Source organism: Streptomyces sp. B5E4 (assembly GCF_039871555.1).
Lineage (GTDB): Bacteria > Actinomycetota > Actinomycetes > Streptomycetales > Streptomycetaceae > Streptomyces.
Window position 1 is genome coordinate 271,730 of sequence record NZ_JBDPMI010000006.1, and the last position, 20,737, is coordinate 292,466.

Annotated in this window: 21 protein-coding genes and 4 pseudogenes; 13 read left to right on the forward strand and 12 right to left on the reverse strand. The window is 68.3% G+C overall.

Annotated features, from left to right (window positions below):
* Positions 1-60: 60 nt before the first annotated feature.
* The gene (locus ABGA99_RS11350; RefSeq protein ID WP_347577247.1) at positions 61-1,521 is read right to left on the reverse strand and encodes an MFS transporter; all 1,461 of its coding nucleotides are present in this window, start codon (positions 1,519-1,521) and stop codon (positions 61-63) included.
* A 36-nt stretch (positions 1,522-1,557) separates the two neighbouring features.
* Positions 1,558-2,991 (reverse strand): FAD-dependent oxidoreductase, encoded by a 1,434-nt coding sequence (locus ABGA99_RS11355; RefSeq protein ID WP_347577248.1) that lies wholly within the window; start codon positions 2,989-2,991, stop codon positions 1,558-1,560.
* A gap of 121 nt (positions 2,992-3,112) precedes the next feature.
* Between ABGA99_RS11355 and ABGA99_RS11360 the strand changes: the two genes are divergently transcribed.
* The 7 genes from ABGA99_RS11360 (at position 3,113) to ABGA99_RS11390 (ending at position 8,404) form a co-directional block, all read left to right on the forward strand.
* Positions 3,113-3,514: a metalloregulator ArsR/SmtB family transcription factor gene (locus ABGA99_RS11360; RefSeq protein ID WP_347577249.1), complete on the forward strand. Its 402-nt coding sequence runs from the start codon at positions 3,113-3,115 to the stop codon at positions 3,512-3,514.
* 58 nt (positions 3,515-3,572) lie between these two features.
* Positions 3,573-4,691: a serine hydrolase domain-containing protein gene (locus ABGA99_RS11365; protein WP_347577250.1), complete on the forward strand. Its 1,119-nt coding sequence runs from the start codon at positions 3,573-3,575 to the stop codon at positions 4,689-4,691.
* 77 nt (positions 4,692-4,768) lie between these two features.
* Positions 4,769-5,176: a hypothetical protein gene (locus tag ABGA99_RS11370; protein WP_347577251.1), complete on the forward strand. Its 408-nt coding sequence runs from the start codon at positions 4,769-4,771 to the stop codon at positions 5,174-5,176.
* Entirely contained in the window at positions 5,173-5,832 is a 660-nt protein-coding gene (locus tag ABGA99_RS11375) for a cutinase family protein (RefSeq protein WP_347577252.1), read from the forward strand. Before ABGA99_RS11370 ends, ABGA99_RS11375 begins: the two co-directional genes overlap by 4 nt.
* Positions 5,829-6,641 carry a maleylpyruvate isomerase N-terminal domain-containing protein gene (locus ABGA99_RS11380; RefSeq protein ID WP_347577253.1) on the forward strand — a complete coding sequence of 271 codons (813 nt, stop codon included), beginning with the start codon at positions 5,829-5,831 and terminating at the stop codon, positions 6,639-6,641. Before ABGA99_RS11375 ends, ABGA99_RS11380 begins: the two co-directional genes overlap by 4 nt.
* An 18-nt stretch (positions 6,642-6,659) precedes the next feature.
* Positions 6,660-7,823: an acyl-CoA dehydrogenase family protein gene (locus tag ABGA99_RS11385; RefSeq protein ID WP_347577254.1), complete on the forward strand. Its 1,164-nt coding sequence runs from the start codon at positions 6,660-6,662 to the stop codon at positions 7,821-7,823.
* A 185-nt stretch (positions 7,824-8,008) separates the two neighbouring features.
* Positions 8,009-8,404: a metalloregulator ArsR/SmtB family transcription factor gene (locus tag ABGA99_RS11390; RefSeq protein WP_347577255.1), complete on the forward strand. Its 396-nt coding sequence runs from the start codon at positions 8,009-8,011 to the stop codon at positions 8,402-8,404.
* A 187-nt stretch (positions 8,405-8,591) separates the two neighbouring features.
* On the opposite strand, the pseudogene ABGA99_RS11395 reads toward ABGA99_RS11390, so the two are convergent.
* The 3 genes and pseudogenes from ABGA99_RS11395 to ABGA99_RS11405 all read right to left on the reverse strand — a co-directional run.
* Positions 8,592-8,913, reverse strand: a pseudogene (locus ABGA99_RS11395) (pyridine nucleotide-disulfide oxidoreductase); the annotation flags it as partial.
* Between the two features lie 145 nt (positions 8,914-9,058).
* Positions 9,059-10,147, reverse strand: a complete 1,089-nt coding sequence (gene arsB, locus ABGA99_RS11400) for an ACR3 family arsenite efflux transporter (protein WP_347577256.1) — start codon at positions 10,145-10,147, stop codon at positions 9,059-9,061.
* Entirely contained in the window at positions 10,144-10,452 is a 309-nt protein-coding gene (locus tag ABGA99_RS11405) for a metalloregulator ArsR/SmtB family transcription factor (protein WP_347577257.1), read from the reverse strand. Before ABGA99_RS11405 ends, arsB begins: the two co-directional genes overlap by 4 nt.
* A gap of 91 nt (positions 10,453-10,543) precedes the next feature.
* On the opposite strand from ABGA99_RS11405, the gene ABGA99_RS11410 reads away from it, so the two are divergent.
* On the forward strand, positions 10,544-10,966 hold the full coding sequence (locus ABGA99_RS11410; protein WP_347577258.1) for an arsenate reductase ArsC: 423 nt from the start codon (positions 10,544-10,546) through the stop codon (positions 10,964-10,966).
* Positions 10,963-11,353 (forward strand): annotated as a pseudogene (locus ABGA99_RS11415) (thioredoxin-disulfide reductase); the annotation flags it as partial. The gene ABGA99_RS11410 and the pseudogene ABGA99_RS11415, both read left to right, overlap by 4 nt.
* Positions 11,354-11,473: 120 nt before the next feature.
* On the opposite strand, the gene ABGA99_RS11420 reads toward ABGA99_RS11415, so the two are convergent.
* From ABGA99_RS11420 to ABGA99_RS11440, 5 genes and pseudogenes are all read right to left on the reverse strand, one after another.
* Positions 11,474-12,163 (reverse strand): ATP-binding cassette domain-containing protein, encoded by a 690-nt coding sequence (locus ABGA99_RS11420; RefSeq protein ID WP_347577259.1) that lies wholly within the window; start codon positions 12,161-12,163, stop codon positions 11,474-11,476.
* The gene (gene pstC, locus ABGA99_RS11425; protein ID WP_347577260.1) at positions 12,151-13,959 is read right to left on the reverse strand and encodes a phosphate ABC transporter permease subunit PstC; all 1,809 of its coding nucleotides are present in this window, start codon (positions 13,957-13,959) and stop codon (positions 12,151-12,153) included. The genes ABGA99_RS11420 and pstC overlap by 13 nt, the downstream gene beginning before the upstream one ends.
* 3 nt (positions 13,960-13,962) lie before the next feature.
* Positions 13,963-14,898 carry a phosphate ABC transporter substrate-binding protein gene (locus ABGA99_RS11430; protein ID WP_347577261.1) on the reverse strand — a complete coding sequence of 312 codons (936 nt, stop codon included), beginning with the start codon at positions 14,896-14,898 and terminating at the stop codon, positions 13,963-13,965.
* A gap of 168 nt (positions 14,899-15,066) precedes the next feature.
* A pseudogene (locus ABGA99_RS11435) lies at positions 15,067-15,378 on the reverse strand (hypothetical protein); the annotation flags it as partial.
* 143 nt (positions 15,379-15,521) lie between these two features.
* Positions 15,522-15,860, reverse strand: a complete 339-nt coding sequence (locus ABGA99_RS11440; protein WP_347577262.1) for a metalloregulator ArsR/SmtB family transcription factor — start codon at positions 15,858-15,860, stop codon at positions 15,522-15,524.
* A gap of 275 nt (positions 15,861-16,135) precedes the next feature.
* On the opposite strand from ABGA99_RS11440, the gene ABGA99_RS11445 reads away from it, so the two are divergent.
* The 3 genes from ABGA99_RS11445 to ABGA99_RS11455 all read left to right on the forward strand — a co-directional run bounded on the left by ABGA99_RS11445 (position 16,136) and on the right by ABGA99_RS11455 (position 18,611).
* Positions 16,136-17,533, forward strand: coding sequence for an FAD-dependent oxidoreductase (locus tag ABGA99_RS11445; protein WP_347577263.1), 1,398 nt, complete (start codon positions 16,136-16,138; stop codon positions 17,531-17,533).
* Positions 17,530-17,757 carry a hypothetical protein gene (locus ABGA99_RS11450; protein ID WP_347577293.1) on the forward strand — a complete coding sequence of 76 codons (228 nt, stop codon included), beginning with the start codon at positions 17,530-17,532 and terminating at the stop codon, positions 17,755-17,757. Before ABGA99_RS11445 ends, ABGA99_RS11450 begins: the two co-directional genes overlap by 4 nt.
* Before the next feature lie 509 nt (positions 17,758-18,266).
* The gene (locus ABGA99_RS11455; RefSeq protein WP_326799343.1) at positions 18,267-18,611 is read left to right on the forward strand and encodes a metalloregulator ArsR/SmtB family transcription factor; all 345 of its coding nucleotides are present in this window, start codon (positions 18,267-18,269) and stop codon (positions 18,609-18,611) included.
* Positions 18,612-18,666: 55 nt separating this feature from the next.
* On the opposite strand, the gene ABGA99_RS11460 is transcribed toward ABGA99_RS11455, so the two are convergent.
* The gene (locus ABGA99_RS11460) at positions 18,667-19,047 is read right to left on the reverse strand and encodes a metalloregulator ArsR/SmtB family transcription factor (RefSeq protein ID WP_347577264.1); all 381 of its coding nucleotides are present in this window, start codon (positions 19,045-19,047) and stop codon (positions 18,667-18,669) included.
* Positions 19,048-19,139: 92 nt separating this feature from the next.
* Between ABGA99_RS11460 and ABGA99_RS11465 the strand changes: the two genes are divergently transcribed.
* On the forward strand, positions 19,140-20,426 hold the full coding sequence (locus ABGA99_RS11465) for an MFS transporter (RefSeq protein ID WP_347577265.1): 1,287 nt from the start codon (positions 19,140-19,142) through the stop codon (positions 20,424-20,426).
* Between the two features lie 25 nt (positions 20,427-20,451).
* Here ABGA99_RS11465 and ABGA99_RS11470 read toward each other — a convergent pair.
* A pseudogene (locus ABGA99_RS11470) lies at positions 20,452-20,642 on the reverse strand (helix-turn-helix domain-containing protein); the annotation flags it as partial.
* Positions 20,643-20,737: the final 95 nt, after the last annotated feature.

The window sequence follows — 20,737 nt, forward strand, 5'->3', positions numbered from 1 at the left end:
TGTGGGAAGACGTGGCAGAGCCCGGTGCGGGCGCGTGATCGCGCCCGCACCGGGTCCGGACTACTTGGCGGGAGTGTCCGCCTCGGGAGCGAGTGCGGACTCGGAAGCGGCAGTCGGCTGCGGCGTGCGCCGCTTGATCAGGACGAGGACGACACCTGCCAGCGCGACGGCGGTGGCGAAGATGAGCCCGGGACGGAACTGGTCGAGGACGTCCTGTGCCGAAGGCTGCGCTCCGTCGGCGCCGTCCATGGCGATGATGGCGGTGGTGACCGCCAGGACGACGGCTGCACCGATCTGCCCGCTCGCCTGCAGCATGCCTGCTGCCAGACCTTGCTCATGGGGCTCGACACCGGTCACCGCCTGTACGTTGGCGCAGGGGAAGACGAACGCGAATCCGATACCCACCAGAACGACGGTGGGCAGGATCAGGGACACGTACGCCGGGTCGGTGGTCAGCCGCAGAAGCAGAATGAACCCGATCGCCTCGGCGGACAGGCCGAACACGATGAGCTTGGCTGTCCCGAAACGGGGGATGAGCCGGCCGGCTATGGGGGCGCCGAAGGCGACGATGAGACCGATCGGCAGGAGCGCCAGAGCCAGCTCGAGCGGGCTCCAGCCCAGCGTTCCCTGGAGGTAGAGCGTCATGAGGAACTGGAAGCTGAAGTAGGAACCGAGCAGGGCGATGAACGAGAAGTTCGCCCTCATGAGCGCACCTCGGCGGAACACCCGCAGAGGCACCAGCGGACTGTCCACCTTGCGTTCCACGGCGACGAATGCCCCGAGGAGAACCACCACACCAACGAAGGACAGCAAGGTCCGCGAAGCTCCCCAGCCCACCTCGGGCGCGTTGACCACGGTATACACCAGCAGCAGCAGGCCCGCGGTCATGGTGAGAGCACCGGGGAAGTCGTAGCGGCCGCGAACGCTGGGCCGGTCGCGGGGAATCAGGAAGATGCCGACGACGAGTGCGCCGAACGCGATGGGGACGGAGAACAGGAACGTCCAGCGCCAGCTCAGTCCGGTCATCAGACCGCCGATGACCAGGCCGGAGGAGAACCCGGAAGCGCCGAACGCGGTGTAGATGGCGACGGCCTTGTTGCGCTGCTTCCCCTCGGGAAAGGTCGTCGTAATGATCGACAGCCCGGTGGGGACGGTGAACGCGGCGGCGACGCCCTTGACGAACCGGGTGACGATGATGAGAAGGCCGTCGTCGACCAGTCCGCCGATCAGCGAGGCGATGGCGAACACCGCCAGCGAGACGAGGAAGACCTTGCGGCGTCCCAGCAGGTCGGCGGTGCGGCCGCCCAGCAGCAGCAGGGCGCCGTAGCCCAGCAGGTAGCCGTTGACGATCCACTGCAACTGGGCGGTGTCCAGGCCGAGGTCGGCACCGATCTCGGGCAGGGCCACACCGACGAGCGTGACGTCCAGACCGTCCAGGAGCAGCGCCAGACACAGGACGGCCAGGAGTGCCCATTGCTTGGAGGACCAGCGCACTTGAGGTTCGGAGGCGGCAGAAGTCATGGCAGGAATCGCAGCTCTCTGTGGGATGAGGAGGCGTCAGTGGGAGGCGGTGTCAGGTGCTGCGCAGCACGCGGACGCCGACGCGGTCGCGGAGGTCTGTTCGCCGGAATAGCCGTGCAGGGAACCGCTGGCGAAACCCTGTGGGGCTGCCGGAGCGCTGCAGCAGCCCGCATCCGAGCTGTCCGGGAGGTCGGTCGAGCACACGCCGGTTTCCGGCAGGTCCAGTTCGACGGCGTCGGCCGCCGCGCGGTCGCCTGCCAGGGCCGCGGCGATCGAGCGCACCTGCTCGTACCCCGTCGCCAGAAGGAAGGTGGGGGCGCGGCCGTAGCTCTTGACGCCGGCGATGTAGAAACCGGGTTCCGGGTGGGCCAGCTCGCGCTCGCCGTGGGGCGGGACGGTTCCGCAGCTGTGGTTGTTGGGGTCGATCAGCGGACCCAGGGCGGAGGGCGCCTCCACCGCGGTGTCCAGGCGCAGTCGCACCTCGCGCAGCATGTCCAAATCGGGCCGGAAGCCGGTCGCGGCGACCACGGTGTCCGCCTCCACCGAGCGAGGGCCGTCGGCGGTCACCGCGTGTACGGTCACCGCCCCGCCCCCTCCGCAGCAGCCGTCGCCGGTCTCGAACCCGGTGATCGAGAACTGCGGCACCAGGGTGATCACACCGAAGTCGACGAGGTTCTTCAGCCGGCTGCCGAGAGCTCCGCGCGCGGGCAGTCCGTCAGCGTCGCCCCCGCCGTACAGCCGGTCGGCACGGGCGCTGCGGATGGCCCACGTGATCGAGGTTCCAGGCTCGCTCTCGGTCAACTCCGCGAGCGCCAGCAGGGTGTTGGCCGCAGAGTGGCCCATCCCGACGACCAGAGCGTGCTTGCCTGCGAAACGGGCGCGCTCCTTGCCCAGCACATCGGGCAGCGGCCCGCTCAGGAAGGATGCTGCCGCGCTTTCCCCGGGGGCTGGCAGGCCTGCCGCGCCCATGGGGTTGCGCTGCCCCCAGACGCCGGAGGCATCGATGACCGCGTCCGCCCTGAAGTCGCTGACGGCGCCGGATGTATCGGTGGTGCGCACCAGGAATGGGCGGTCCTCGCGGCCGGCACTGCGGACCTTGTCCAGTCCGTCCCGCGTCACCCCGACCACCTTCCGGCCGGTGTGGATGCGCCCACTGAGCGCCGCGGTGGACGCCAGGGGCAGCAGGTAGGACTCGATGAGCTCGCCCCCGCTGGGCAGTGCCTCGGGATCGGGCGCCTGCCAGTCCGCCTGCTCCAGCAGACGACGGGCTGCGGAGTCCACGTTGTAGCGCCAGGGCGAGAACAGCCGGATGTGGCTCCATTCGGCGACTGCGCTGGCCACGTGCTCACCGGCTTCGAGCACGACCGGCTCCAGGCCGCGTTCCACGAGGTGGGCGGCTGCGGCCAGACCCACGGGTCCGGCTCCGATCACGACAACGGTCCTGCCCGGGCCGTCTGCGCTCTCCGACATGGATTTCTTCCTTCAGTGAGGATCTGGGAGGCAGCGAGAAGCGCGACCCTCCAACGAACAAGCTTTACGATTAATACCAGCATGCATTGGTGATAGCAATGAGATGTGGTTCAATGGCGTCATGGGACGTGAACTGGACATCGAGCTGTGGGACGTGTCGACGCTGCCCACGGCTTCGGAGCGCGCCCGGCGTCTGGCCCCGCTCCTCAAGGCACTGGCAGACGAGAACCGGCTGACTCTCATGCTTCTGCTGGCCGAACGAGCACGGTCGGTGCGCGAGCTCACAGACGCCAGTGGCATGTCGCAGACCCTTGTCAGCCATCACCTGACCCCGCTGCGCGAGCAGGGCCTGGTGCTTGCGACACCCAAGGGGCGCAGCAACATCTACTCGCTGTGCTGCGACGCCCTCGTCCAGCCCGTCCAACTCCTGGCCACGCTTGCCTCGCTCAGCCCGCAGAGCACCGAATGCTCCAGCACCGCCCCCGGCAACGAGAACTGTTCCCAGCCGGAGCCCGCTCGCTAGTACCCGACCACGTGACGCCGTGTCCCTGACGGGCCCGGCGAGGGGAGAAGTTTGCCCGATGGCTGCCACGACCCATCAGGTGCAGCAGCGCGTCCAGGAGGCCCTCGACCGCCTGGTCGCGCAAGGACGAGAGACCGGCCTCCAGGCCGCCGCCTACTTCCAGGGCGAACTGGTGGCCAATGCAGCAGCGGGCACCGCGGACCCGGCCGCGGACAGGCCCCTGACCCCGGCCACCCTCATCCACAGCTTCTCCACGGCCAAAGGCGTCACCGCGACCCTGGCCCACGCCGCTGCCGCGCGCCACGGGCTCGACTACGACACCCCTGTGGCCGAATACTGGCCAGACTTCGCAGCACACGGCAAAGAACGCATCACCCTCCGGCACGTCCTGACCCACACCGCGGGGGTACCGCACCTGCCGGCCGACACCGTCCCCGCCCACATGACCGACTGGGACACGATGTGTGCACGCATCGTCGGCCTGACCCCTTTGTGGGAGCCCGGAACGGCGATGGGGTACCACGGCTGGACCTTCGGCTGGATCCTGGGCGAAGTCGTCCGCCGGGTCACAGGGCTTCCGCTCTCCGAAGCCCTGCGCAGCTACGTCTCCGGCCCACTCGGCGTCGAGGACTCCCTGTTCTTCGGCCTGCCCGGCAGTGAACACCACCGTACGGCCACCCTCGTGGACGGCGGATGGGACGCCGCGATCGCCTCGCTGCCCGACTCCGCGGCCATCTTCACCGCATCCCCGCGGCCCGTCGCCGCAGGCACCGAACTCGGCAACCAGAAGAACTACCTCAGCGCCCACATCCCCTCGGCCGGCACCATGACCGCAGCCGCCGTCGCCCGCATGTACGCCGCCCTTCTCACCGATACCGATGGCGTACACCTCCTGCCCGCGGGCACCGCCAAGGAGGCCGCCCGGCCGGCCGTCTCCGCCGAGGACCGCATGCTCGGCCACCCGAGCCCCAAGACGCTCGGCTACTTCCACGGCATTACCTGGGCCGGCGGCTCACCCCAGTCCTTCGGTACCACGGGCAGCGGCGGCAGCGCCGCCTTCGCCGACCCCACGCACGGCATCGCCTTCGCCCTGACCAAGAACCGCCTCACAGCGGACTCCCACGCCGCACACACCGTCGCCGCAGAGCTCTACTCGGCCCTCGGCCGTACCGCCTGACCCAACCCGCCCGCAGCGCCGCCCCCACACCGGGTGACGAGCGCCGATTCGTCATACCCCTCCAAGGAGCCACGACCATGACGTCCTCCGCCAACTCTCCGGCCGACACCGCGGGCCCGGCCTGCTGCGGTGCCCCCGCGGCCGCCCCGACCCCGCAGGGCACAGCAGCCCAGCAGCAGCCCCGTGAGGTACTCATCATCAGCGACAGCTGCTGCAATCCCGCCGCGGCACCCGCCGAAGAGCGTGCGGTCAAGACCGTCACCGAGGCGATCACCGCCACCGGATCGCCCTCCCGCGCACGACTCGTCTCTGCCACCGAAGCACTCGCGGGCGCGCTGAGCCCCGACATCCTCGCGGAGATCCAGAGCCAGCTGGTACGCGGCACCGCCCAGCCTCCCATGGTCATGATCGACGGTCGGATCGTCGCCAGCGGCAACTTCACCCAGCAGGAAGTCGAGGCCGCCCTCGCCGGAACCGGCGCGTGAGTACCGAACCGCACGTGCGGCCCGACATCGCACTCATCGGCGTACGCGGCACCACCGAACCGCAGACCGGCAGCAACCTTCTGCGCCCACTCGGTGATCGCATCATCGAACAGAGCCCGCACCACCACACCACCTACACCGAACTCGAATACCCCGCCACCTTCGACTTCACCGCCAGTGTCGGCCAAGGAGTGAGGGCCCTGGCCGACCTCCTCAACCAGAGCACAGCGGCAGCACCCCACCGCCTGCACGTCCTCATGGGCTACTCCCAGGGCGCCTGGGTCATCGGCGAGACGCTCCTGCCCCCCTCACAGCGCACCGCAGGCCAGGATGCCGCCGAACTCTCACCCCGGGCGGCAGCCCGAATCAGCGCGGTCCTCTTCTACGGAGACCCCCGCTTCACCGACGGGGAACCCTCCAACAGGGGCACCTTCGAACCCGGTCGCCAAAGCGACAACCCCCGCCCGCCAGGCCAGCTCAAGAACTGGCAGGACCGGCTCCAGAACTACTGCGCCCAAGGCGACCTCGCCTGCCAGGGCAGCGGCGGCACCTACTTCGCCCACCTGGCCTACCTCACCAACGCGATGCCCGCACAGGGCGCCGCGTTCGCTCTCGAAAGACTCGCCGCCGACCTGACACCGGGAGAACTCCGTTGAGCTGGAACTTCATGGAACCCGCCAGCCGCAAGAACCTCGAACAGATATGGCGGCGCGAAGCCGACACCATGCTGGCCCTGGCAGCCGACCCCGCCCACTGGGAATCTCCCACCGCCGCCGGGCACTGGCAGGTCCGCGACGTCATCGCCCACATGGCCGACACCACCGCGGTCTACCTCAACTCCTTCGCCGCCGCACGCGGCAAGGCAGACCCTGTCGGCCCTCTCAACGTCCGTGACATGGCACGCATCATGGACGAGGACGCCCTGGCCCTGCGCAGCGTCGCCCAGGACGAGCTCCTGGCCCGACTGCGCGGCCTCCTCGACGAAATCCTCCAGGTGACCGGTGAGCTGTCCGACAGCGAGTGGACCAAACTCCTCGTACCGCACAAGTACATGGGCCCCGTTCCTGCCTGTTTTCTGCCTATCTGCCAGGTCCTCGACTACATCGTCCACACCTGGGACATCCGCGAAGGCCTCGACGACTGTCACGTGCTGAGCGCCGATGCCGCCGACATCCTCGTTCCCGTCTGCTTCCTGATGTGGCAGAACACCAGCGACACCACCGGCACCGAACCCTTCAGCATCGGCATCCGCGTCACCACGGGCCCCCATGCCGGAACCACACGCGCCGATATCACCGGCGACGGAATCGCGTTCACCCCCGGACCCGTCGACGACCAGCACACCGTCCTGGAATTCGACCCCGCCAGTCTCGTCCTGGCCGCCTTCGGCCGGGCCAACACCGGAACCTGCCGGGGAGACCAGCGGCTCGCCGGACGCTTCCTCAACCTCTTCTACCGCATCTGAACGGGAACCGGGCCCGACATGACCACGACGAGCGACATCCTGGAGCGCGCACGCGCCTTCGCCCACCACGAACTGGTCGGCCAGGAGGACTACCTCGACTCCTTCGACACCGCACCGCTGCCCCTCTACAAGACCTTCCACGAACAAGGCCTCTCCAACTGGTGGATAGCCCCCCAGCACGGCGGCCGCGGACTCACCCTCGAAGACAGCGTCGACATCGTCTCCGAACTCGCCTACGGCGACGCCGGAGCCGCCTTCACGCTCTTCATCTCCATCCTCGGCACCACCATGGTCCAGCTCTACGGCAGCGAGGAACTCCAGGCCCGTCACCTTGCCGCCATGGCCGGCACCGGTGGCTTCTGCGCCACCCTCGGCAGCGAAGAAGCCGCAGGCAGCGAACTCGCGAGGATCACCACCACCATCGCCCGGGACGGCGACGAGGTCGCCATCAACGGCACCAAGTACTTCTCCACCAACACGGGATTCGCCGACTTCCTCATCGTCGTCGGCCGCTCGGCCGAAGACCCCAGCGACTTCATCGCCGCCCTCGTCCCGGCGGGCACACCCGGGGTCCATATCACCAAACGCTGGGAAATGATCGGCCTGCGGTCATCCGGCACTTACGAGGTCAGCCTCATCGACTGCCGGGTCCCCGCAGCCAACGTCCTTCGGGGTCCGGGCCTGCGCCTGCTGGAAGTGGCACTCAACGCCAGCCGGATCCTCATCGCCACCACAGCCCTCGGCGTCGCACGCCGCATCCGTGACATCAGCATGGACTACGCCGAGGACAAAACCCTCCAGGACGGCTACCTCATCGACCATCCCGTCTTCATGAACCGGCTGGGAAAGATGGAAACCCAGATCGACGTCATGAAGAACCAGTGCCGAGCCGCCGCCCGCGAATTCGACACCCTCATGGCGCGACCGGACGCAGCCGACGAACTCGTCCAGCGCGGCACCCTGCGCTCGGCTCTCGCGGCGAAAATGTACTGCGGCCAGGCCGGATGGGAGATCGCCAGCGCCGGATCCGAGATGTTCGGTGGCCTCGGCTTCACCACCGACCACATCATCGGCAAACTCCTGCGGGACATCCGCTATGTGTCGATCGTCGAGGGCGGAGACCCTGTTCTGCAGGAACTCATGTTCAACCGCTACGTCCTGCCCGAACCCAAACGCGGCTGACCCCAGCGCCACGCAGGGACCCGACGTGGCGGCGGCGCGCCCACCGCCGTCGCCACCCCGTACGGGCGCCCGCCCTGGGCCGTCCCGACCCGCGTGCGAGGGCAGCACCCGCTGGTCGGCCTGAGGCTTCAGTGACCGAAACTCACTGGTTGTTGCTACACGTTGACCAATGTAAATATAGATCTATGCCGAACCTGAAGATTCTGGACGTGGCACCCCTGCCACAAGGAACTGACATCTGCATCCCCAACCCTGCCCCAGAGGCTCTGGGGCAGCAGAAGGCGGAGCAGATAGCCGCCATGTTCAAGGCCCTGGGGGACCCCGTTCGGCTGAGGCTCTTCTCCAACATCGCCTCGCACAGCGCCGGAGAGGTATGTGTCTGCGATATCGCTGACGTCGGGGTCTCTCAGCCGACCGTGAGCCATCACCTCAAGAAGCTCCGCGAGGCGGGCCTGCTCGCTTCGGAGCGCCGTGGAACATGGGTGTACTACAAGGTCGTCCCCAGTGCGCTTGCCCCCCTCGCGGAGATCTTGTCCCTCACGAATCAGCAGAGCGTCCCTCAGTCGGCCTGCTGCCAGTAGGCGGGAGCGCAGCGCATCGGCCGGCCTCGTTGTGGACCGACGGACCCGGCACCCCTGCCGGGACAGCGACGCATCGGAGCGCTCGCGCGATGAGTGGTTCGCAGGCTGCGGATCTCCACGCGACCAGTCTCGCCCCCTCTTCGCCTCCTCCGCCGAGGAGCGGTAGCGCCCGGCAGGCCTGGGTGGGTCAAGGGAGGCTGAGCAGTTCCGCGATGGCCGTGGCGGCGTCGCGTGCGGGACGGCCGACGCCGATGAGGGTCGCGGAGGCCGGGCCGGTCCGGTCGCCGTAGCCGAGAAGGTGGAGGTGCGGCTCCTCAAGCGCCCGGGTGCCCGTGGTGGGGATGTGCCCGCGAGGCCCCCGCAGACCGAGCGGCGCGAGGTGGGACAGCGCGGGGCCATTCGCCGCCGGTCGCGGTGAGTCGGCGGAACATCGGCTGCGCCCTGAGGAGTCCGGCGTCGCGCGCCTCGCGTACGGGCCGCACGACGACGACGTCGCCGAGTGAGGCGACGCAGGTGGTAGCCGGCGGCGAGTCCGGCCTGACCGCCCGCCGGTGACGACCACGTTGACGCGTCTGGTCACCACGGCGCAGCCTTTTCCTCGCACGGCTGCCCCGCCGTGTACCGCGGAGCAGCCGAACCATGCCGTACGACCGGCTACTTGACCTGCGCCGCGGTGAACTTCGCACGCCAGGCGAGCGCGACATACACCAGCGCCACCAGCACCGGAACCTCGATCAGCGGACCCACGACACCCGACAGCGCCTGGCCGGACGTGACGCCGAAGGTGGCGATGGCGACCGCGATGGCGAGCTCGAAGTTGTTGCCGGCGGCCGTGAAGGCGAGCGTGGCGGTGCGCTCGTAGTTCAGGCCGATCGCCTGGCCGAGGAGGAAGGCGCCGAACCACATCACCGCGAAGTAGACGAGCAGCGGGACCGCGATGCGGACGACGTCCAGCGGCTGCGAGGTGATGGTCTTGCCCTGGAGCGCGAACAGAACGACGATCGTGAAGAGCAGGCCGTAGAGGGCCCAGGGGCCGATCTTCGGAAGGAGCTTCGCCTCGTAGGACTCGCGGCCCAGTTTCTTCTCGCCGATGCGGCGGGTCAGGAACCCCGCGACCAAGGGAACCCCGAGGAAGATGACGACGTTCAGCGCGATCTTCCACATGGAGATGTCGAGATGTTCGCCGTCGCCGAGGCCGAGCCATCCGGGCAGCAGGTCGAGGTAGAACCAGCCCAGGACGCCGAAGGCGATGACCTGGAAGACGGAGTTCAGCGCCACGAGGACGGCTGCGGCTTCGCGGTCGCCGCAGGCGAGGTCGTTCCAGATGATGACCATGGCGATGCAGCGGGCCAGGCCGACGATGATCAGTCCGGTCCGGTACTCCGGCAGGTCCGGCAGGAAGATCCAGGCCAGCGTGAACATGAGCGCCGGGCCGAGGACCCAGTTGACGACCAGCGAGGAGGCCATCAGCTTGCGGTCGCCGGTGACGGCGTCGAGTTTGTCGTAGCGGACCTTGGCCAGGACCGGGTACATCATGATCAGCAGGCCCACGGCGATCGGCAGCGAGATGCCGCCGATCTCGACCCGGGCGAGCGCGTCGTTCAGCCCGGGAATCAGCCTCCCGAGCCCGAGGCCGAGTGCCATGGCGATCAGGATCCAGACGGCGAGGAAGCGGTCGAGGGTCGACAGCTTCGCGACGACGGAGGGGGGCTCGGTCGTCGCGGGCGCCTGGGTGGGGGTCACGGACAGGCCCTCTTGTTCTCGCTGGCGGTACGGGCGGATTCGGCCAGGTCGGCGAACTGGCCTGCAAGCTGGGCGATGACGTCCGGGCGCAGCTTGTAGTAGGTGAAGCGCCCGCAGGGCTCGGTCTCCACGACGCCGGCCTCGCGTAGCACTCTCAGGTGGTTGGAGAGATTGGTCTGACGGGCACCGGTTTCTTCGACGAGGTGGGTGGTGCAGAGGGTCTCGCGGGCGAGCAGGGTCACGATCTGCAGGCGCAGGGGGTCGCCCAGCGTCCGGAGTAGACCAGTGTCGACTGACGTCATCATGCGCTGATACTCTCACATCAGTGGTGACTGACACCATCGGGCGCTGATTTCATTCGTGCCTGATTTCGGTCGTGAGACAAGAGAGACTGCCGTGTCCGAGAAGCCCTCCGTCCTATTCGTCTGCGTCCACAACGCCGGCCGCTCCCAGATGGCCGCCGCATGGCTGTCGCACCTGGCCGGGGACCGCGTCGAGGTCCGTTCCGCGGGTTCCGCCCCTGCCGACCAGGTCAACCCCGCGGCCGTCGAGGCCATGCGCGAGGTTGGCATCGACATCACCGCCGAAGCCCCCAAGATCCTCACGGTCGACGCGGTCAAGGCGTCCGACGTCTGCATCACCATGGGCTGTGGCGACACCTGCCCCGTCTTTCCCGGCAAGCGCTACCTCGACTGGACGCTGGAGGACCCGGCGGGCCAGGGTGTCCAGGCCGTACGCCCGATCCGTGACGAGATCAAGAAGCTCGTCGAGAACTTGATCGAGGAGATCGCCCCGGCGAACCCGGAGCAGACCGCATGAGCGAGATCCGCGAGGCCGTCATCATCGATCGGCCCCGCCGGATACCGCCGCTCTCTACGCCGCCTGCGCCCAGCTGAAGCCCCTGTTGTTCGGCAGCTCGATCTTCGTGGGCGGCTCGCTGACCACGACGACCAAAGGCGAGAACTTCCCGGCTTCCCGGACGGTGTGGACGGTCCGGTCCTTATGGAGAACATGGGGGCCGAGGCCGAGGAGTTCGGCGCCAAGACGGTCGAGGAGCTGTCCGGCCGCGGTGTCTCCTGGTGCGCCACCTGTGACGGGTTCTTCTTCCGCGAGCGCGACTTCGTCGTGGTCGACGGCAGCGACGCCGCCATGGAAGAGGCAGCCTTCCTGCCCCGCTTCACCCGCTCCGTCACCGTCGTCCACCGCGGCAGGGCTCGACGCCGAGCGCTACCTCGCCGCCCTCGCCGACAAGCCCCCGCTCAGGTCGTGACCTGAGGTTGATGGGGTGCACCGAGTCGGTCGCAGGCAAGCTTCAGTAGCAGCTGGTCAGGAGACCGCAGCAGTACGCGGCGTCGACTCCGGCTGCTCCAGGCTCACCGTGGTGTCGCACAGCCGCCCCACCTGTGCCGGGTCATGGGAGACGATCAGGACGGTGCGGTGTCCCCGGAGAGCGGCTACGGATTCCTCGACGATGTCGCGGCTCCGTTCGTCCAGCGCGCTGGTGGGTTCGTCCAGAAGGAGCGCTGCGGGTTCCAGCGCCAGCGCCCGGGCGAGGCAGAGCCTCTGCCGCTGCCCTGCGGACAGCGTCTGGGCGGGAGAGTCGAGTCTGTCGCGCACCTCTTTCCACAGTCCCGCCTCACGCAACGCCTGCTCCGCCCTGTCATGCAGTGCTTCCCGTGCCACCCTCATCACGTGGCGGATCCCGAAGATAGCGTTGTCAAGGACGCTGCCTCCGAAGACGACCGGTACCTGAGGGACGAGTACGATCTTGGTCCTCAGGTCGGCGTCGCCCTTGCGATGCTCGATCCGACGTCCCAGCACATGCACATCTCCGTCGCGCACCAGCCCGTTGGGAAGCAGGTCGACCAACGCGCGCAGCACTGTGGACTTGCCCACGCCCGAAGGGCCACTCAGACCGGTGGTCGACCCGTGCCCGAGCTCTAAGGAGACGGGCCCCACAAGCGTCCTCTCACCATCGCGCACCCGGAGCCGGTTCGTGACTATCACGTTGTCCATCGCTCTCCTTCGAGGCGGTTGCGCAGCGCGACTGCCACGCTGAGCAGTACTGCGGTGATCAGCACCAGGACCATGGCGCTTCCCCACGCCTGTGCCACCGCTTGTGGGTCTCCGGAGTCCTGGGACAGGGTGAAGATGTGCGTCGGCAGAGCCTGGACCGGGGAATCGACGATGCCGTCCGGGAGGGTGGGAGCTCCGAAGAAGACCGTTGCGGTGAACAGCAGGGGGGCGGTTTCTCCTGCTGCTCGGGCGAGTCCCAGCAGCAGGCCGGTGACCGTGGCCGGCCACGCGTAGGGGACCACGACGGAGCGGATGAACTGTGCGCGTGTCAGCCCCAGGGACAAGGCGCTTTCGGTCAGTTCGGGAGACATGCTTCGTACTCGGCTCGCGGTGGTGAGCGCGACAATGGGTACGACGACCGGGACCAGGACGATGGCACCGGCCAGCCACGATCTTCCCCACCCCATGGTGCTGGACAGGATGACGAACCCGGCCAGTCCCAGAAGGATGGTCGGTGCCCCACCGACGACCACGGTCATCGTCTGGAGCAGGCGCGCGGTGCGTTCTGATGCGTGGACACCCATCAGAATCCCGGCACCGAAGCCCAGGGGCAGTGAGATCAGTCCTGTGGTGGCGATCAGAAGCAGAGTCCCCACGATCTGGTCGCGTACGCCTCCGCCCGCGGCGCCGGTCGCGGAGGTGAACCAGAACGACGGGTTGAAGGCGCTGCTGCCCCGTGTGGCAAGGAGCGCGAGCATGGCCACCAGCACCGCCGTCGGCAGCAGCAGTGCTCCCAACCGCAGCGCGGCGATGAGCCGGTCCTGCTGCATGCGCATCCGTGCTGCCGGCCGGTAGGAGGCGCGTCGGCTGTTCGCCGTTCGCGATGCGCCACGGGTTCCGAACACGGTCGCGGCGGCCACGAGCGCCAGAAGGATGATGCCCAGTCCGCACAGGGCGGCGAAGTACGGGCCTGAGGTCCCGGCCAGTACCGGTTCAGGGCCGGCGAGCTTCGTGGTCAGCGTTTGTCCGGGGTGGACCAGCGAGTCGAGGAACTCCCCGAATGTCGTGGGAAGGCGTCCGTCAGCCCTTCCCACGACGAGGAAGACCGCGATGGCCTCACCGAGTGCCCGAGCCAGGCCGAGCAGAACAGCCGCACGCATCGCGGGTTTCGCGAGAGGGAGGACCGCGGACCGGATGACCTCACGCCGTGTCAGCCCCAGAGAGAAGGCCGCCTCGCGGTAGCGGTCCGGGACTGCGGCCAGAGCGTCCACGCTCACGGCAACCACTGTTGGTGTGATCATGACTGCGAGCACGATGCCTGCAGCCAGCAGGCTGTCTCCGCCCGGCACGTCTGCCATCCGGGCGATGACGGGCCGGATGATCAAGATGCCGATGAGCCCGTAGACGATCGAGGGGACGGCTGCGAGCAGTTCCACGCACAGGCGCAGCGGGCGCGCGAGACGCGGCGGAAGGTACTCCGACAGGGCTACCGCCGCTGCCCAGCTGACGGGCACGGCGATCGCGAGGGCAGTCAGACAGACGACGACGGATCCGTAGATCATCGCCAGTCCGCCGAAGGCAGAGTAGGTCGGGCTCCACGAGGGATCCGTGAGCAACTCCGGCCAGTCGACTTCGCCGCTGCCGAGGCCCGCGCCGAGATACCCCACCAGGACCACAAGGATGGCGGCTACGGACAGCGCGCCTGTGAACACCCAGCCCCAGATCCATCGCGACGGGCGGGGGCGGGGCGCTTCGTCCGGTGGGGCCGGCCGACGCACCAGCGCCTTGACGGTCACCGGTTACTTCCCGATTTGCTTGAGCGTCAGGTAGCCGTGCTTGGACAGCAGCGTCTGCCCCTTGTCCGTCAGGATGTAGTCGATGAACTCCTTCGCCGTTCCCTTCGGCTCACCGTTGGTGATCATGTACAGCGGCCTGGACATCGGATACTTCCCTGACGCGACGTTCTCGGAACTCGGGGCGACTTCGTCCAGGGTCACCGCGGCCAGGTCGTTGTGCCCCTCGATGAAGCCGGTGGAGAGAGGAGCGACGGCTCCGGGGGTGGACTTGAGCTTGTTCCGGGTCTCGAGGTTGCCTCCCACGATGGCGAAGTTGCCGGACTCCGGCGGGGGCGGCGCCTTTCCGTCCCCGTAGACGTACTTGTCCAGCACCTCACGGGTCCCGCGGCCCGGCTCCTTGTCGTAGACGAAGACGTTCAGGTCCGGCCCGCCGACCTCGGACCAGTTCGTGATCTTTCCCTCGAACAGGCCGCGGACCTGGTCCGCGGTCAGGTTCGTCACCCCTGCATCCGCGACCTTCTTGGTAACGATCACACCGACCGCGTCCGAGCCGATCTGCGTCGTGACGAAGTCGGTACCGGCGTGTGCCGAGCGGTCTTCGTCCGACAGGGGCTTCGAGCTCAGCGCTATGTCTATCTGACCCGCGCCGAGTTGGGCTATGCCGCCGGCGGATCCGCCCTGCGTGGCGACGGTGATGTCGAGCCCTTTGGCCTTCAGAGCCTCGGCCGCATCAGCGGCGACCGGTGCCACCGTGGTGGATCCGCTGGCCTGCATCGCCCCCGACCCGCCTGCTTCGTCGGCGCAGGCCGTGGCGAGCGACGCGAGCACCAGCGTGGCAGACGCCAGTCGCCCGTAGCCGCGCCTCCTGCTGCCCATCACCGTGGACGGTTCCGTGTGCCGGGTATGGCCGTTGAATATCAATCGGGGCTTGCGTGACATGCGAGGTCCCCTCGTGACAACCGCTAATTCGAGAGGAGTCTAATCAGACTCTCGCGCCCCATGGAACCCTTGACCAACTCCCCCTCGCTGCAACGCTGTTAACAGAAACTTGCTCCGGGGTACGCCGCGAGTTCACTTGCTGTGCGATCCAGACAGGCATAAGTCGGGCTAATAGGGACGCCAGGGTGACCGGGCCGTAAGCGTGGTCGCCCCCATGCTGGTACTGGAGTGACGATCTCTCAGATGGGGCCTGTGGTGTCGCGATCGACGGGACGGCGGATTCGCCGCCGGAATCCTGATATCCGTGGGCCTCCACTCCGGTCGGTGTCTCGGCGCCTGCTGATCGCGGGCGCCGTGCGTGACCTCCAGGGCTGGGCTCTTGCCCGACCGGTCGGCGTCGGCCTTGACGACGTACACCTCCCGCGGCTCCTTTCCGGGGCCGGGGACCCACACCTTGCCCTGCAGTACGTAGCAGCATGAAAGCTCCGCCGCAGCTACGCGAACCTCGCGTTCGTAGATCGCCGGCACCTCGTCGGCGTGCCTGAACTGAAGCGGAACGATGACGGTCCGCGTCGTGCCGACTCAGGTGGACACAGTGTGACTCCTCGGGCTCGGGCCGAGGATCAGGTGCTGGCTTCCGCAGTCAGCAGCTGCCCCATCGCGGCCAGCACGCTGGGTTCGACACGGTAATAGACCCAGGTGCCCCGGCGCTCAGACGCCAGCAGTCCCGCCTCTTTGAGGCTCTTCAGATGGTGGGACACGGTGGCCGGAGAGACGCCGACGTCGGAGATGTCGCATACGCATGCCTCACCACCCTCGTGGGAGGCGACCGCGGAGAACAAGCGGAGACGGACCGGGTTGCCGAGGGCCTTGAACATCCTGGCGGCCACCTCGGCCTCTTCGGCTCGGTACGGACGCTCGGTGAGCGGTGGGCAGCACGGCTTCATGGATGGCTCAAGCATGAGCGATGACCTTGGATTCGACGTGTGTCAATGTTGACATGCATCTAATCATGGCCGAGATGCGGGAGGCGACAGAAACGGCCATCACGCGCGGGGCGCGGAAGGGAAGCATCCATACCGGGCCGTCCACCCCTCGGCGGCCGAAACATCGAACCCCTCCCTCGTGCGTGCGATGGCGATGGATTCGATAGATGCCTATGTTGACGCTCATCGAAACAGATGGCAGGCTGAAGGCGCAAGGTCATTGACGAAGGTCGAATCAATAGGGAGTCGCCGTGTCTGCGCCGCTCGCCAACGCGCCCGCCACGCTTCCGACCGTGGTGATCGGAGCCGGCCCCATCGGGCTGGCCGCCGCCGCCCATCTCACAGAGCGCGGCATCGAACCTCTGGTTTTGGAAGCCGGGCCCGTCGCAGGCAGTGCTGTACGCGAGTGGGGGCACGTGCGGCTGTTCTCCACCTGGTCCGAACTCGTCGACCCGGCCGCCGAAAAGCTCCTGGCCCCCACTGGCTGGACCGCCCCCGATGGCGCCGCCTACCCTTCCGGCGCGGACTGGGCCGAGCGGTACCTCCAGCCCCTCGCCGACGTCCTCGGCGACAAGGTGCGCTACGGCGCGACCGTCACGGGCGTCTCCCGGCTCGGGCGCGACCGTCTCGTCGACGCCGACCGTGGGCAGCAGCCCTTCACCGTCCGCGTCACGGGCGCCGACGGCTCCGAGCAGCGGATCCTCGCACGCGCCGTGATCGACGGCTCCGGCACCTGGTCCACCCCCAGCCCCATCGGCGCCGACGGACTGCCCGCCCTTGGCGAACACGCCGCCGCCGAGCGGGTCTCCTACCGCATCCCCGACCTCAAGGACCCGGCTGTCCGAGCCCGTTACGCCGGCCGGCGCACCGCCGTGATCGGCTCCGGTGCCTCCGCGTTCACCGCGCTCGCCACTCTCGCCGACGTCGCCAAGGAAGAACCGGGCACGCACACGGTGTGGATCCTGCGGCGCGGCATCAGCGGCGCGACCTTTGGTGGCGGCACCGCGGACCAGTTGCCCGCCCGTGGCGCGCTCGGCCTCGCCGCGAAGGCCGCCGTCGACCAGGGACACGCCGACGCCGTCACCGGCTTCCGCACCGAGACCATCGAACCCGCCGGGGACGGACGCCTGGTACTGACAGGCGAGGACGGACGCCGACTCGACCCGGTGGACGAGGTCATCGTCCTGACAGGCCTGCGCCCCGACCTGTCCTTCCTCTCCGAGATTCGCCTCCGTCTCGACGAGCGTCTCCAGGCGCCGGTCGAACTGGCGCCGCTGATCGACCCCAACCAGCACTCCTGCGGCACCGTCTACCCGCACGGACACCGCGAGCTGTCCCATCCCGATCCCGGTATCTATCTGGTCGGCATGAAGTCCTACGGCCGCGCCCCCACCTTCCTCGCCATGACCGGATACGAGCAGGTCCGTTCCGTAGCGGCGGCCATCGCTGGCGACACCGAATCCGCCGACCGCGTCGAACTGACTCTCCCCGAGACCGGAGTCTGCGGCGGCGCCGGGCTCTTCGACGACCCCGCCGGCACGGAGCAGAGCGACGGCGGGGGCTGTTGCGCACCGGAACCCGCACTCGTGCCGCTCGGCGTTACCACTGCGGCCGAAGGCGGGCAGGGCTCCGGCAGCTGCTGCTCGTGACCGAACTTCACGTCCGCGGGCCGCGACCGGAACGAGGTGTCGATCGTCGCTGCGCCGAGTCGGATACGAAGACCGGCTCGGCGGAGGTCGGCGGGCAGGAGCGGCCGGACAGTTGGTTCACGGCGTACCGCGGCGACGTGGCCGCGGCGGCGGTGGTGCCGGAGGGCGACCACGGCAACGAGGCTGCGGGCCCGGTGATGAGCGCGGCGCTGGCGGCGGGGTGAGCACAGGGCGTGCGGCCCGCGGCGGGACGAGGGGGGCTGGCACGTACGCGCGGGCCCCGGCGCTACGCGCCCGGCCCCGAGTCGGTCCCGCGCAGTGCGATGAGGCTCGGGGTCGGGCCATGGAAGCGTGCACTCGACCGCGGGGAATCGGCGCGGGTGCGCTCCGACTCGGCTCCGAAGATTTGTCCCAGCGCACGTGGCGTCGTACGTGAACAAGGCCGTGCTTGTCGTCGAAGTCGTCTTCGCTCAGGCCGAAGACCTCACCCTGGCGTAGGTCGAGCCCGAGTCCGAGATCAAGGGCTGTCCGGTAGCGTTCCCGGAGACCTTCGCGTACAGCGTCGACAAGTCAGCCTGACCTACACGGGTCTACCTTCTGCTACGGACAACTCCTCGGAAGCCCGCCATCATCGGCGGACACCGCAGCAAACCGGAACGCACACCCATCTGTGCAACTGAATTCGATACATGTCAACATTGGTTCCTAGATGTTGAATCTTGGAGAAGATGTCATGTCGCACGCCGCTCCGCCCCTTGCTGCGCTCTCCCCTTGCTGCCCGCCCTTGAACGAACGCCCCCTGACGGCCGGCGAGGCCGAGAGAACCGCTGCCATGTTCAAGGCCCTGGGAGACCCGGTCCGGCTACGGTTGTTCTCGGCTGTCGCCTCCCACGAGAACGGTGAGGCGTGTGTCTGCGACATCTCCGATGTAGGGGTCTCCCAGCCCACGGTCTCGCACCACCTCAAGAAGCTCCGCGACGCCGGACTGCTCACCTCGCAGCGCCGGGGGACATGGGTGTTCTACCGGGTCGAGCCCTCCGTGCTCGCCGCCATGCGGCAGATGCTGGGACGCTACTGAGAAGCCCTCGTTCTCACGTAGCCGTCCACGCTGCCCGGCGCGCACACCGGATCTCTCACGACGCAGGGCCGCCATGCCCGCGCTCGACCTCCAGCGCCCGGGCCAATGTCTCCGTCGCTTCCGTAGTGACCCGGTAGTACACCTGGGTCCCGCGACGCTCAGAGGACAGGAGGCCCGCCTCGCGGAGCTTCTTGAGGTGATGGCTCACGGTCGTCCGTGCGACCCCGACGTTGGACACCTCGCACACGCAGGCTTCCGCACCCGGTCGCGCCGCGATCTTCCACAGCAGTTGTAAACGCACCGGGTCGCCCAGCGCTTTGAACATGCGGGAGACCTGCTCGGCTTCCTCCTCGGTCAGCGCTCGCTCGTCCAAGGGCGGGCAGCACGGTATCCCGGTGCCCGTGGCGGGCGCGTCGAGTGCGCTTGTGTTCAGCATGGGTCTACATTGACAGTCATCGAATCAACTGGCAAGGTCATGTTGCCGACGTGCTCAGCCGACTGGGTTGCCCGCTGCCCCGAAGGAGAGCTGTGCGAGCCAAGGACGCGGTGCCCCATGCAGGGCCCGACAGAGTCCAGGCCCCGCTCCGCCGCGCCTGCGGCGCGAGTGGGCCGCTTCGGCAGAGTGTCCTTCCCGCACTGTGTGTCACGGAGATCGTCAGCTGGGGTGTCCTGTACTACGCCTTTCCGGTACTCGCTCCGCAGATCAGCCAGAACACCGGCTGGTCGAGCCCTTCAGTGGCCGCGGCCTTCTCCGGGGCACTGATCGTCTCGGCCCTCGCCGGGATCCCTCTCGGTAGAGTCCTGGACCGGCGTGGCCCCCGGAAGATCATGACGGGCGGCTCGCTGCTCGCTGCTCCCGCCGTCGTCGCGGTAGCTCTCGCCCCTAGCCTTCCGCTGTTCACCATCGCCTGGCTGGTCTGCGGCCTGGCCATGTCCGCCACGCTGTACCTGCCCGCTTTCGCCGCATTGACCGGATGGTTCGACGGAACGCAGCGTACGCGCGCCCTGACGACCGTGACGCTCGTGGCGGGACTGGCGAGCACGGTCTTCGCTCCTCTGACAGCAACGCTGGCAGACCACACGAGTTGGAGGACCACCTACCTGATCCTCGCCGCCGTCCTCGCAGCCGTAACCGTGCCGCTGCACGCACTGTGCCTTCGAGCCCCGTGGCCGGCACGTTCCGGCCACGCCGCTGCCGGTCTCACCGCGGCAGCCGGTAGTCGGCCGGAGTCGGCTGTGCCGCGAACCCGGCCGTTCCTCCTCCTCGGGCTCTCCATGGCTCTGGCTTCGTTCGCGTTCGCCGCAGCCGTCGTCGCCACCGTGCCGCTGCTGACGAACCGCGCTCTTTCGTCGGAGGCCGCGGCCTGGGCGCTGGGCCTTGGCGGGGTGGGGCAGGTGCTGGGGCGCCTGGGGTACGCAGCCCTCGTACGCCGCGTCGGTGTGCGCGCCCGCGTGGTGTTCGCGTACAGCCTGGGCGGACTCACCACCCTGGCCCTGGGGATCGTGCCGGGACCGATGCCTTTGCTGATAGCTGCAAGCATGACGGCCGGCACCGTACGAGGCGTGGCGACCCTTCTGCAGGCGACAGCGATCACTGACCGGTGGGGGGCGCAGTCCTACGGCACCCTGAGCGGCCTGCTGTCGGCGCCTGCCGTCGCCGCCACCGCTCTGGCCCCGTGGGCCGGTGCGGGACTGGCCGTTCTCCTGGGCGGCTACCCCGCGCTGTTCGCGCTCCTGGCAGCCCTCCTGGGTACCGCTGCTGTGCTGGCTGCCGGTTCGGTACCGGGCAAGGCAACGGGCGCTTCAACCAGATGAGCGTTCTCAGGGGCGCCCTGGAAGATCAGGCGAACATGTGGCTCATGGCGACCATGACGTCAGGAGGGACCTGGTAGAACACCCATGCGCCCTCCGCTCGGAGACCAGCAGGCCCGCCTCGCGCAGCTTTCTCAGGTGATGCAAGACCGTGGGCTTCGACACCCCCACGTCGGCAATCTTGCAGACGCACGCCTCTCCGTCGGGATAAGAGGCGACCGGAGAGCGGCCACTACCCGCTTGCATCGACGAGACCGGCCGGACCACGCATGCCAACTCGGTAGTCCGCAGCATCGAGGCCATTTCGAGTTCAG

Excerpts from the sequence above, each read along its gene's own strand:
- ABGA99_RS11385 (WP_347577254.1), top strand. The coding sequence starts at position 6,660 with ATGACCACGACGAGCGACATCCTGGAGCGCGCACGCGCCTTCGCCCAC.
- ABGA99_RS11350 (WP_347577247.1), bottom strand. The coding sequence starts at position 1,521 with ATGACTTCTGCCGCCTCCGAACCTCAAGTGCGCTGGTCCTCCAAGCAA.
- ABGA99_RS11420 (WP_347577259.1), bottom strand. The coding sequence starts at position 12,163 with ATGGACAACGTGATAGTCACGAACCGGCTCCGGGTGCGCGATGGTGAG.
- ABGA99_RS11370 (WP_347577251.1), top strand. The coding sequence starts at position 4,769 with ATGACGTCCTCCGCCAACTCTCCGGCCGACACCGCGGGCCCGGCCTGC.
- ABGA99_RS11460 (WP_347577264.1), bottom strand. The coding sequence starts at position 19,047 with ATGCTGAACACAAGCGCACTCGACGCGCCCGCCACGGGCACCGGGATA.
- ABGA99_RS11405 (WP_347577257.1), bottom strand. The coding sequence starts at position 10,452 with ATGATGACGTCAGTCGACACTGGTCTACTCCGGACGCTGGGCGACCCC.
- ABGA99_RS11360 (WP_347577249.1), top strand. The coding sequence starts at position 3,113 with ATGGGACGTGAACTGGACATCGAGCTGTGGGACGTGTCGACGCTGCCC.
- ABGA99_RS11390 (WP_347577255.1), top strand. The coding sequence starts at position 8,009 with ATGCCGAACCTGAAGATTCTGGACGTGGCACCCCTGCCACAAGGAACT.
- ABGA99_RS11365 (WP_347577250.1), top strand. The coding sequence starts at position 3,573 with ATGGCTGCCACGACCCATCAGGTGCAGCAGCGCGTCCAGGAGGCCCTC.
- ABGA99_RS11355 (WP_347577248.1), bottom strand. The coding sequence starts at position 2,991 with ATGTCGGAGAGCGCAGACGGCCCGGGCAGGACCGTTGTCGTGATCGGA.
- ABGA99_RS11455 (WP_326799343.1), top strand. The coding sequence starts at position 18,267 with ATGTCGCACGCCGCTCCGCCCCTTGCTGCGCTCTCCCCTTGCTGCCCG.
- ABGA99_RS11440 (WP_347577262.1), bottom strand. The coding sequence starts at position 15,860 with ATGCTTGAGCCATCCATGAAGCCGTGCTGCCCACCGCTCACCGAGCGT.
- ABGA99_RS11430 (WP_347577261.1), bottom strand. The coding sequence starts at position 14,898 with ATGTCACGCAAGCCCCGATTGATATTCAACGGCCATACCCGGCACACG.